Annotated in this window: 14 protein-coding genes; 13 read left to right on the forward strand and 1 reads right to left on the reverse strand. The window is 30.3% G+C overall.

Translation table 11 applies throughout. The features are described from left to right. Positions 1-343: 343 nt before the first annotated feature. The 6 genes from AC2LE6_RS06890 to AC2LE6_RS06915 all read left to right on the forward strand — a co-directional run bounded on the left by AC2LE6_RS06890 (position 344) and on the right by AC2LE6_RS06915 (position 5,771). Positions 344-700: a hypothetical protein gene (locus AC2LE6_RS06890; protein ID WP_484478530.1), complete on the forward strand. Its 357-nt coding sequence runs from the start codon at positions 344-346 to the stop codon at positions 698-700. Positions 701-1,338: 638 nt separating this feature from the next. Next, complete coding sequence (locus AC2LE6_RS06895; RefSeq protein ID WP_484478543.1) at positions 1,339-2,046, forward strand: Fic family protein; 708 nt, start codon at positions 1,339-1,341, stop codon at positions 2,044-2,046. Between the two features lie 425 nt (positions 2,047-2,471). Beyond that, entirely contained in the window at positions 2,472-3,122 is a 651-nt protein-coding gene (locus AC2LE6_RS06900) for a DUF47 family protein (protein ID WP_484478531.1), read from the forward strand. 31 nt (positions 3,123-3,153) lie between these two features. Further along, positions 3,154-4,212 (forward strand): inorganic phosphate transporter, encoded by a 1,059-nt coding sequence (locus AC2LE6_RS06905; RefSeq protein ID WP_484478532.1) that lies wholly within the window; start codon positions 3,154-3,156, stop codon positions 4,210-4,212. A gap of 185 nt (positions 4,213-4,397) precedes the next feature. Beyond that, on the forward strand, positions 4,398-5,141 hold the full coding sequence (truA, locus tag AC2LE6_RS06910; protein ID WP_484478533.1) for a tRNA pseudouridine(38-40) synthase TruA: 744 nt from the start codon (positions 4,398-4,400) through the stop codon (positions 5,139-5,141). Positions 5,142-5,273: 132 nt separating this feature from the next. Continuing rightward, positions 5,274-5,771, forward strand: a complete 498-nt coding sequence (locus tag AC2LE6_RS06915; protein WP_484478534.1) for a hypothetical protein — start codon at positions 5,274-5,276, stop codon at positions 5,769-5,771. Positions 5,772-5,848: 77 nt separating this feature from the next. On the opposite strand, the gene AC2LE6_RS06920 is transcribed toward AC2LE6_RS06915, so the two are convergent. Next, positions 5,849-7,111 carry an MFS transporter gene (locus tag AC2LE6_RS06920; RefSeq protein ID WP_484478535.1) on the reverse strand — a complete coding sequence of 421 codons (1,263 nt, stop codon included), beginning with the start codon at positions 7,109-7,111 and terminating at the stop codon, positions 5,849-5,851. A 114-nt stretch (positions 7,112-7,225) separates the two neighbouring features. Here AC2LE6_RS06920 and AC2LE6_RS06925 point away from each other — a divergent pair, with 114 nt between their 5' ends. From AC2LE6_RS06925 to AC2LE6_RS06955, 7 genes are all read left to right on the forward strand, one after another. After that, complete coding sequence (locus AC2LE6_RS06925; RefSeq protein ID WP_484478536.1) at positions 7,226-7,405, forward strand: hypothetical protein; 180 nt, start codon at positions 7,226-7,228, stop codon at positions 7,403-7,405. A 170-nt stretch (positions 7,406-7,575) separates the two neighbouring features. Then, positions 7,576-8,043 carry a DMT family transporter gene (locus AC2LE6_RS06930; RefSeq protein ID WP_484478537.1) on the forward strand — a complete coding sequence of 156 codons (468 nt, stop codon included), beginning with the start codon at positions 7,576-7,578 and terminating at the stop codon, positions 8,041-8,043. A 51-nt stretch (positions 8,044-8,094) separates the two neighbouring features. Further along, positions 8,095-9,024 carry a nucleoside hydrolase gene (locus tag AC2LE6_RS06935; RefSeq protein WP_484478538.1) on the forward strand — a complete coding sequence of 310 codons (930 nt, stop codon included), beginning with the start codon at positions 8,095-8,097 and terminating at the stop codon, positions 9,022-9,024. Between the two features lie 99 nt (positions 9,025-9,123). After that, positions 9,124-9,537 (forward strand): DUF1761 family protein, encoded by a 414-nt coding sequence (locus AC2LE6_RS06940; protein ID WP_484478539.1) that lies wholly within the window; start codon positions 9,124-9,126, stop codon positions 9,535-9,537. Next, entirely contained in the window at positions 9,538-9,975 is a 438-nt protein-coding gene (locus AC2LE6_RS06945; protein WP_484478540.1) for a hypothetical protein, read from the forward strand. Between the two features lie 33 nt (positions 9,976-10,008). Continuing rightward, the gene (locus tag AC2LE6_RS06950; RefSeq protein WP_484478541.1) at positions 10,009-10,239 is read left to right on the forward strand and encodes a CDGSH iron-sulfur domain-containing protein; all 231 of its coding nucleotides are present in this window, start codon (positions 10,009-10,011) and stop codon (positions 10,237-10,239) included. A gap of 20 nt (positions 10,240-10,259) precedes the next feature. Continuing rightward, positions 10,260-10,589, forward strand: a complete 330-nt coding sequence (locus AC2LE6_RS06955; protein ID WP_484478542.1) for a hypothetical protein — start codon at positions 10,260-10,262, stop codon at positions 10,587-10,589. Positions 10,590-10,674 lie beyond the last annotated feature (85 nt).

Raw genomic sequence — 10,674 nt, forward strand, 5'->3', positions numbered from 1 at the left:
CTTCAGAATAGAGGAAGGTGATAAAATTGCGAAAGAAACGAAAAGATAGATTTACGGTTACATAAAGGGTTAGGAGGATTTCTAAATATGATTAATCCAATGGCCTGGGCTCTAATAATAAGAGCAATAATTATCAAACCTGTTTTATGGTTTATAAAGGTTGTTTTGTATTTAATGCAACTTCCTTTTAAAGGACTTAAATATGTGTGGACAATGTTTTCTTTTATTGGCAAATATATAAATTTTTTACAAAACTTTATTTCAAGTAAAAAAATGTTGACTTTATCAAGTTAAAGTATTAAAATTTATAATCATAAAATAAAAATAGGAGGGTTTTAGACTGGTGAAAAAAAGATTGAATGATCTAATGGGTTGTACTATAGAACATAAATTTTTTGGTAGTTGTAAAATCGTAGAAATTAATGATGTTGAGTGTGGGAAAATTACAGTAGAAGTATTGAAGGACAACGTATTGAAAAAGGTTATTTTTAGTTCACAGTATTTCAATGATCTAGATGATTATAATACTATTCAAGTAACTGTTAAAAAACCAAAAAATCCATTAAGAAAGTATAAGGAAGTAGATTATAGAAAGCATCGTAATCATCCCCTTGTCAAAGAAATTGAGAGAAGAGAAATGGGTTATAGAAGACCAGTTGTAAATCAGGGGGAGAATGAAGAGGATGATCAAGCTGAATAATAAGATGAATACCAAACTGATTACCAAACTGAATACTAAGTTGAATCACAAGATGAAGACAATATAAAGAATTCATTCACTCGATTGAATTCTTTTTTTATTATCTTTGAAGTATATATCCCTTTTTCTTTTCTTTTAATAATTTTTGCATGTATTGTATTTGGAATGCGGATAGTAAATTGGACACTAAAAGTTGGACACTTTACTATTTAAACGAAAGACCATCAGTAATTGATGGCCTTTTTTATGTCTTTATTTAGCGTTATTTTCAAATTCACTTGGAGTTTGATAATTAAGTGGTGCATGTGGACGACTGTAATTTAAAAAATGAATATATTCTAGGATGTATACGATAAATTAGAAGGTACAATTACTAATTGACATTATACCGATAACGGGTTATTATAGTATTGAGAGGTGATATCATGAAATATGTTGGAACTAAAGAAATATCAAATAAATGGGGTATAAATGATCGCAGAGTAAGATTGTTGTGTGAAGAAGGCCGCATCGATAGCGCTATGAAAGTTGGAAAGAGCTGGCTTATTAGAGAAGACGAGGAAAAGCCTTATGATACTAGAAGGAAAAACATTAAGAAATATATTGGATTAGAATTTGATTTTAAAACAATAGATATAATGAAAAAAGAAATTGATTCGTATAGACCTTTATCTAATTCATTAACATTAGGACTTCGTGAAAAACTAATCGTTGAATGGACATACAATAGTAATGCTATTGAAGGGAATACATTAACAATGTCTGAAACCAAAGTAGTTCTTGAAGGAATAACAATTGGAGGCAAAAGTGTGATAGAACACTTAGAAACAATTAATCATAAAGATGCTATTGTATTTCTTGAAGAAATGATTAACGAAAACGAAGATATATCTGAATGGAATATTAAGAATGTTCACTCTTTAATACTAAAAGATATAGATAATCAAAATACAGGAAAATATAGAAACGAGAATGTGATTATCAGTGGAGCAAATCATACTCCACCAAATCATACAATATTGATAGAACTTATGCAAAAACTAATGATTGAATATAGTAAAGAATGGAATGACTTTCATCCAGTTATAAAAGCTTGTTTATTACATGGAGAATTTGTTAAAATACATCCTTTTATTGATGGTAATGGTAGAACAGCAAGATTATTGATGAATTTTGAATTAATGAAATACGGATATACTCCGATTATAATAACAAAAATTAGAAGAGCTGAATACTATGATGCATTAGATTTTGCTCATACAACATTGGACTATTCCAAATTCATTAAACTTATTTCAGAATTTCTAATCGAATCTCAAATGTTATGGTTAAAAGTAATTGACTAGAAATTGTGGACGTGGATACTATTCGGGGATTCTTATCCTCAAAAAATATTCGTTTACTAAGACTTTTCAACTGATTGTCAGTTGAGAGGTCTTTTTTATCTGGTGCACATAAAATCATAGTTTATACATTGGGTAGTAGGCAATGTGGTTTTTGCTCATATTTTATACTCAAGACGTAAGTGTTTTGACTGTAGAATAAATAGGAAGAGGTTGAGAAGAACATATTGAAATCATATAAATATGAAGTTTCGAATAAACCTACAAAAAGATTAAATATTAATAAAATAGACAACAAACCATTGAAAAGGCTTCCAAAATTTGGTAAAATTTAGGGTTATAAAGGTTGCATTATACCTATTTTAAGTAATTGAACCCATATAATCCAACATTTTGGTAAAGTGAATATAGAAAGAAGAGGAAGAGTTATGAGAATATTTAAGGATCGAAATAAACAGTTAGAGTTAGAGATAGAGTTGTATCTTAATTGCTTGCAAAAAGGTGCGAATACATTTTTAGAGGGAGTTAAATCATATCTTCGAGACGAGCATGAACATTTTGATGAGCGTACAAAAATGATTAATGAAGAAGAAAAGGAAGCAGATGAACATCTAGTAAATATTAAGTATGTTCTTTTCAGATATAATTTAGTTCCAGATTTAAATGCAGATATTCTAGAACTAATGGATTCTATGGATGATATAAATGATATTGCAAAAGAAGTTCTTTTAGACTTACAAGTTATAAAACCTAAAATCGATTCATCTTTAGTTGATGACTTTGGACATATAGCAAAAAAATCAAAAAGAGCAGCTGAAACACTTATTAAGGCAGTTAGAATCTATTTCACAGAGTTCAAGACAATTGAGGATTATATTACTAAAGTAAATCTATTTGAGTCAGAAGCAGATATGTTATTACACGAGTTGAAAATCAAAATTTTTGATGATCAATTGACTGGATCTTTGAGTGAAAAGATGCTTCTTTCCAGTTTTGCAGCTGATTTTGCAAAGCTATCAGATGTGGCTGAAACAATAGCAAGTAAGTTATCTGTTTTAAGATTTAAAAGGAGTATATAATGATGTTTAGAACCAAGGAGGTGTTTGATATATGGAAGTCTTATTAATCACTGGTTTTTTCCTTTCAGCTGGTCTTTTTATGGGATGGTCACTTGGTGCTAATGATGCAGCAAATATTTTTGGAACAGCAGTAGGGACTAAGATGATACGATTTACTACAGCAGCTATAATATGTAGTATATTTGTTATACTTGGAGCAGTAGCAGGTGGTTCTGGAACTGCACATACACTTGGTAAACTTGGATCAATTGATGCAATCGCTGGAGCATTCGCAGTGTCTGCATCTGCAGCATTTACTGTTATGATGATGACCAAAAGAGGGTTGCCAGTTTCTACCTCTCAGGCAATAGTAGGTGCAATAATTGGATGGAATGTATTTGGTGGAATTCAAACAGATACTGATGTTTTAATTAAAATTACTCAAACTTGGGTATTCACACCAATACTAGCAGCTATTTTTGCTGTTGTAATCTACTTTATTGTTAAGTTTATTATTGAACACACAAGTGTTCATGTTGTAAAAATGGATAAGTATACACGATATGGGCTTCTTATTGCAGGAGCATTTGGTTCATATAGTTTAGGATCTAATAATATTGCAAATGTTATGGGTGTATTTATACAAGTTTCTCCTTTTCAAGATTTAACGATTGGAAGTATAACATTTACAGGAATTCAACAATTGTTCTTACTTGGTGGGATTGCGATTGCTATTGGTGTATTCACGTTCTCTAAAAAAGTAATGATGACGGTTGGTAATAGTATATTTAAGTTATCACCAATTAGTGCGTTTATAGTTGTTCTATCTAGTTCATTAGTATTATTTGTCTTTTCATCAGAGGGATTACACAGTTTCCTTACTTCAAACAATTTACCTGCATTTCCACTTGTTCCTGTATCACAGTCTCAAGCTGTAGTCGGATCAATAATGGGTGTTGGTCTTGCGAAGGGTGGACGAAATATAGATCTATCTAGAATTGGTAAAATTGCGACGGGATGGGTTTTAACTCCATTAATCGCATTGGTAATAACATTTATAGTATTGAATGTATTACAAAATGTATTTTTACAAACGGTGATTGGATCATAATTATAATGATAAAGATTTTGTTGATATTCTGGTTGATAAAGTTCTTAAAAATAATTAGAACAAAGAGGGTAGTAGTTTATACCCTCTTTTTTATAAGGAAACTCATATAATTAAACAGTGACTAATGCTATAATAATAATGGACCTTATTCACCATAAATAGTGAATGAAGAAAGAAGTGAGAAAATGAAAAAACAGAATTATAAGATGACTATAGCATACGATGGAACAGTATATAGAGGCTGGCAAAGATTAAAGAATGATGAAAAGTCTATACAATATAAAATTGAAAAAGTATTATCTGAACTGTATAAAACAGATATAAAAATTATTGGCTCAGGTAGAACAGATGCTGGTGTACATGCGATGTGTCAAATCGCAAATTTTCATGCGGTTAATACGTATTCCACTAAGGAAATTTATAAATACTTGAATCACTATCTTCCAGAAGACATTGCTGTTAGTGATGTAGAGATAGCACATGAGCAATTTCATTCAAGATTTAATGTTTCTAAGAAGCACTATCAATACAAAATCTGGAATGGAATTCATTCTTCTGTCTTTGATAGGAAGAATAGCTATTGGGTTAAAGAATCTTTAGATATTGAAAGAATGAAAGAAGCATCAAAACTATTAGTAGGTAAACATGATTTTGTAGGGTTCTCTACAAAAAGTAAAAAGAAAAACACAGTAAGAGAAATCTACAGCATAAACGTATCAAAAGAAGGTTCAATGATTGTTGTTGATATATTTGGAGAAGGATTCTTATACAACATGGTTAGAATTATAGTAGGTACTCTTATTGAGATAGGACAATCAAAAAAGGAATTAGATGTGATTCAAAATGTGTTTTCAAGTGGAATTCGTGAGCAAGCTGGCTATACAGTACCTGCAAAAGGATTGTGCTTAGTAAATATAACGTATAAGTAAAAATGTGATTTGGGAAATTCTTTAGTGTAATACTAAACTAGAATTTCCTTTTTTATTTGATTAAAATCATAGTATAATAACATAGAAAAGTGAAACATGGAATCGTCAATAGGTTTCAGAAAGGGGTTCAAAATGAACAAATCAAACTACAAAGAAAGTGGTGTACACGAAATACTAACAGAGAGATATAGTAATGACACAATACTACTTATTGCAACTGCAAAAGAAAACGTACCATCAGTAAGAAGTGTTGATAGTTTTTACTATGAGGATTCATTCTGGATTGTCACAGATACAAGAGCCAATTATGTTAAAGAAATTCAAAACAATAAGTACACTATGGTCTCTGATGGAGGGCATAATAGATTTTGGTGTAATGCGATTGTTGCTGGACATCCATTAGAAGAAAAAAATAAATCAATTCGTGAAGTCTACAAAAGAGTATTTAAAAATTGGTATGAGGAAGTTAACAATGAAAAACTGGATACTATTTGTTATGTAAAAGTTACTCCATATAAAGGGTATATTCATAAAGAAAAAATAGGGTACTCATTCAATATATCTGAAGATACGGTGGTTAAAAATGATATAACACATCACATTGATGTCAAACTAGACCCGTTTTGGTAAATCTGTAATATTTGGGTTATATCTACATTTGAACAGTGTAACAATAAAAAAAGCCTCAATCATTTGATTGAAGCTTTTTATTTTCTCTTTTTAGGTTTTGATATAAAGAATGATAACAACAAAGCGATAGTAGTGAAAGCAATCATCCCAATAATGGCAATCAGATAATTACCATTCAAATCATATGCAATTCCAAATGGCAGTGGACCAAGTGCGCTACCAATAACCATAAACACAGTTGCAGCACCTCGGATACTTCCCAAATGTTTTCTACCGTAATTATCTGGCCAAAATACATTTGTTGATAAAGATTGAATTGCGACTGCTAATCCATAGAATATAATAAATATAACTGCAGTCGTAAAGTTAAGAACTCCAAACATTAAGTAAAACATACTTATAATTGTCATGCTTAATGTGGTTAGAAGAACATATCTTACTTGATATTTATGAACAACCAGTTTTGACACAAAGGGCATTATAAATGCTGGAAGTGCTAAGAAACCAAGGATAAGGGCTGCCCCAGAACCTGATATTCCACGTATACCCATAAGTTTTGTAATATGGAAGGCAATACCTGTACTAAACATAGCAGGAATCATACTGATCATTCCAACAATCCAAAATTCTTTTGTTTTTATTGCCTCTTTTAATGAAAAACTTACATTATCTATTTCAAGTAAAACTGCTTTTATATTTTCTTCAGATACTGACGTATCATTCTCTATTGTTATGCCAATATCTTCTGGTTTATTTGATGTAAATACAAACACAATTGGAACGAAACCAACCAATAGGATAAGTCCCCAAACTCTCCAAGCGTTTTGCCAACCAATACTAGATATCAGCCATAAGTTCAATGATGGAACCAATAACATGGCCAACAATCCACCTATCGTAGCAACACTAAGTGCAAAAGCTCGTCGCTTTTCAAACCACTGTGGAATCAGAGTACTTGGAATTAAAGTCATAGATCCTTGTCCAAAATATCTTAATAAAAAGAATCCAAAGAACATCATATATATATTTGATACATAACTGTTAAAGAACGTGGTTAAACTAAGCATTATAGTTACAATAAGTAACATCTTTCTAACACCATATTTATCAACTGCTTTACCCATAAATACTAGTAGAGAACCACTAATTAATGTAGCTATACTATAGGCTGATGATATAAGCGTTTCAGAGAATCCAAATTCCAATAAATATACTTCCTTGAATATACCAATTGAATAGGATTGTCCAGGTGCACTTAAGAAAAACGTCATGGCACTCAATATAACAATAACCCATCCATAATAAAGACTTCTGTTAATCTTTTGAACAATAAATTTCATTATGATCACTCCAAATCTATCGTATTATAGCACACTGTTTGTTTCAGTGTAATACTTTTTTATTATTACAAGGTATCTCTGTGATATACTAGTCATATATATAGGAGGTGTTTTATGAATTATGAAGAAGGTTTAAAGAGATATGATTCTCTTTTATTGAATGCTGGATTTAATAGAAAAGGTAAAACTATGCCCTATACTTCACATAATGGACATATGTTTACTTTATATAATAAAGCAGGAGAGATGGGGATTAGATTCTCTAAAGAAAAGCAAAAAGAATACTTTTTTTAAAGTATGATACATCTTACTTTATTTCGTATGGGGCAAAGATGCAAGGGTACATTTTATTGACAGAAAACATGTTTAAAGATGAGCAATTAATAGTGCGACTGATATTGGAAAGTTATTCTTATATCGAAACACTAGAACCGAAATAAAAGAAACTAAATGAGGGAATATATATGAAGACTCTTATAATGAAAATGAGGACTAAAAAAATGGCGTATTTAATGTTACCTATTATTGCAGGTATAGCAATAACATTTCAAACTGCATTTAGTGGAAAATTAAACAAACAAGTAGGATCACTAGAGACTGTAATCTTAGTCCATCTATTTGGTTTGATTGTGGCAATAATTGTATACTTACTAAGAGGGCAAGCTACGTTTAAGTTTATGTCCAATATAAACCTATTACCAGTGATTGCTGGTTCAATGGGAGTTTTGATAATATTCTCAATATCAAGAAGTTTTGTAGTAAATGGAGCATTCACTACTATTATGATTTCAGTTATTATTCAGTTAATTATATCTAAACTTATAGATCATTTTGGTTGGCTTGGTGCAGAAAGAAATCCAATCAATCTTGCCCAGTTTATATCATTATGTATAATAATTTCTGGTGTTGTTCTATACCAGTACAATAAGTGATTGAACTTGAAGTAAGATAGAATATAGATGAAATTTAAAAGGAGTAATATTATGAAAAAAAGAAAATTAATACTTGATTGTGATCCAGGTCATGATGATGCAGTTGCAATAATCTTAGCAGGAAACAATAAGCGTTTTGATTTGCTAGGTATTACAGTTGAATCTGGTAATCAAACACTTGAGAAAACGGGTAGGAATGCACTGAATTTGTGTCAATTCTTAGAAATAGATGTTCCAGTTTGTTTAGGAGCAACCAATCCAATTATCAAAGAAGTAGAAGTTTGCGAGGCAATTCATGGAGAAACAGGATTAGACGGATATATTTTCCCTAAGTTGAGTAAGCAATTTGATAAAAGACATGGTGTAGATTTTATAGTTGAATCAATTATGAGTAGTGATGAAAAAGTAACTGTAGTAACAACTGGTCCAATGACAAATTTAGCACTAGCAATTAGAATGGAATCTAGAATACTAGATAACATAGAAGAAGTTGTTCTAATGGGTGGGAGTTATCAAAATGGGAATGTAACACCTGCGGCTGAGTTTAACATATTTTGTGATCCTGAAGCAGCTCATATAGTCTTTAATTCAAATGTTAAAGTAACAATGGTAGGGTTGGATGTTACAAGACAAGTACTAACATATCCATCAGTTATAGATAGAATGGAAAAGATTGATAATAAGGTTTCAGATATGTTTGTTAAATTGATGAGAGTATTCAACGAGAATCAGAAGAGAGTTTTTGGATTCGAAGGATCACCTCTTCATGATCCAGTAACGATTGCATATTTAATAGACCCTTCTGTATTAGAAGTAAGTTATGTAAATTGTCAAATTGACATTTCTCATAGCGCAAGTTATGGTAGAACAAACTGTGATATGTTTGGATATCTAGGATTACCAAATAACACGTATGTTGCAAAAAAGATTGATGTTGAAAAGTTTTGGGACATTATTGAGAATTCATTAAAAAGTTATTAAATTAGATGAAAAAGAGCTTTAAGCTCTTTTTTTGTGTAATAATTTGCATACTTATTTATATATGTTATAATTAAGTATATTCAAATAAGGAGGTATTATATGATTTTTGAGATAATGATATTACCGACAATTATTACTGCGATTTTATTTATGCCATTTGGTGCATTTTATTATTCTGAAAAAGGAATGGGAAAAAAATGGTTGAAGGCAATTAACAAAACATCTGACGAGATTAAAGCAGAAGATAGCAACATGGGATTACTTATGGGTGGAACAATTGTACTGAGTCTAGTAACTGTTATCCTTATCAATTTTTTAATTGCATCTTTAAATATAGATACAGTATTTGAGTTATTCCTGTTATTAGATATTGTTTATATAATTATATTAAGCACTAGATTAAAGAATTCTCTATTTGATGGGAATATGGCTTTATTCAAAGTGAATTTACTAGGTATTTTAGGTGAATTTAGTATTACCTTTGTTGTGTTTGCTATATTTATGGTGATTTAGATGAGATATACAGTGCAAGTAGTTATTAATAAAGAATTAGATTTTGTTGTAAATGAATTAAGAAGTAGAGAAGCTTCGTTTAAATGGATAAAAGGTTTAAAAAGTTTTGAGTTGATTGAGGGTAAATTAGATGAAGTGAATTCAAAGTATTTAATGGTTATTGAAAACAATGGGAAGTCACAAGAAATGGTTGAAACTATTACCGAATTTAATCCCCCAAGATCTATAACAACAGTATACGAGATGGGTTCTGTTTGGAATGAATGCGTGAATAGATTTGAGTCAAAAGAGGGAAAAACAGTTTATAGTATGGATACTACATTTAAGTTTGGATTTGTAATGAAGTTATTTATATGGATATTCAAACCAATGTTTAAAAAAGAGACTTTAAAAGGATTGCTAGCGTTTAAAGAATATTGTGAATCAGTAGACAATTGATATATACTTAAATTAAAGAGGGAGTGATAAAAAATGGATAAAAAAGAATTTAAACCAATTGCAGTTGAGTTAAAAAAAGGTAAACAGTATTTATGGTGTCAATGTGGACAAAGTAAATCACAACCATTTTGTGATGGGTCACATAAAGGTTATTTCTGTGAACCAGTTTTATTTACAGTAGATGAAGATAAGACAAGAAAACTTTGTACTTGTAAAGAATCAAATAACAAACCGTATTGCGATGGTACACACAAAAAACTTTAATTCTATAAAAGGAGAATTATATGATTAGAAGATTAAAAGTAACAATGATAACAGGTGCTATTTTAGGAGTTGTCTGTATTATTGGAGCATCTTTGAGAAATACTGAACCATTAGCAAATTACTATTTATTTGCATTTTGGTTTAATCGTTTTCTTATGGGGTTTGTATTTGGAGTAATGCCGTTTAGTAAACCTTTGAAAATGTTATTGATAAGAGGATTTATCGTAGGATTGCTTGTTTCGTTTGCATTCTATAGTGCTACTAATTTTTTAGATTTAACTGGATTCTTGGTTGGTGGGGTTTATGGTGTAATTATAGAATTTGTAGCATACAAATTTAAAAAGGAGTAATTAAATAATGAAAATAAAACTACTTAGAACTTTTTTACCAAGTAAAGACTATGAAACATCAAAGAAATTTTATAATGACCTAGGA

This window comes from Candidatus Izemoplasma sp. (assembly GCF_982632705.1).

What these genes read in the sequence shown, in the direction of transcription:
- AC2LE6_RS06895 (WP_484478543.1), top strand. Translation starts at nt 1,339, where the DNA reads ATGAAAAAAGAAATTGATTCGTATAGACCTTTATCTAATTCATTAACA.
- AC2LE6_RS06900 (WP_484478531.1), top strand. Translation starts at nt 2,472, where the DNA reads ATGAGAATATTTAAGGATCGAAATAAACAGTTAGAGTTAGAGATAGAG.
- AC2LE6_RS06905 (WP_484478532.1), top strand. Translation starts at nt 3,154, where the DNA reads ATGGAAGTCTTATTAATCACTGGTTTTTTCCTTTCAGCTGGTCTTTTT.
- truA (WP_484478533.1), top strand. Translation starts at nt 4,398, where the DNA reads ATGAAAAAACAGAATTATAAGATGACTATAGCATACGATGGAACAGTA.
- AC2LE6_RS06915 (WP_484478534.1), top strand. Translation starts at nt 5,274, where the DNA reads ATGAACAAATCAAACTACAAAGAAAGTGGTGTACACGAAATACTAACA.
- AC2LE6_RS06920 (WP_484478535.1), bottom strand. Translation starts at nt 7,111, where the DNA reads ATGAAATTTATTGTTCAAAAGATTAACAGAAGTCTTTATTATGGATGG.
- AC2LE6_RS06925 (WP_484478536.1), top strand. Translation starts at nt 7,226, where the DNA reads ATGAATTATGAAGAAGGTTTAAAGAGATATGATTCTCTTTTATTGAAT.
- AC2LE6_RS06930 (WP_484478537.1), top strand. Translation starts at nt 7,576, where the DNA reads ATGAAGACTCTTATAATGAAAATGAGGACTAAAAAAATGGCGTATTTA.
- AC2LE6_RS06935 (WP_484478538.1), top strand. Translation starts at nt 8,095, where the DNA reads ATGAAAAAAAGAAAATTAATACTTGATTGTGATCCAGGTCATGATGAT.
- AC2LE6_RS06940 (WP_484478539.1), top strand. Translation starts at nt 9,124, where the DNA reads ATGATTTTTGAGATAATGATATTACCGACAATTATTACTGCGATTTTA.
- AC2LE6_RS06945 (WP_484478540.1), top strand. Translation starts at nt 9,538, where the DNA reads ATGAGATATACAGTGCAAGTAGTTATTAATAAAGAATTAGATTTTGTT.
- AC2LE6_RS06950 (WP_484478541.1), top strand. Translation starts at nt 10,009, where the DNA reads ATGGATAAAAAAGAATTTAAACCAATTGCAGTTGAGTTAAAAAAAGGT.
- AC2LE6_RS06955 (WP_484478542.1), top strand. Translation starts at nt 10,260, where the DNA reads ATGATTAGAAGATTAAAAGTAACAATGATAACAGGTGCTATTTTAGGA.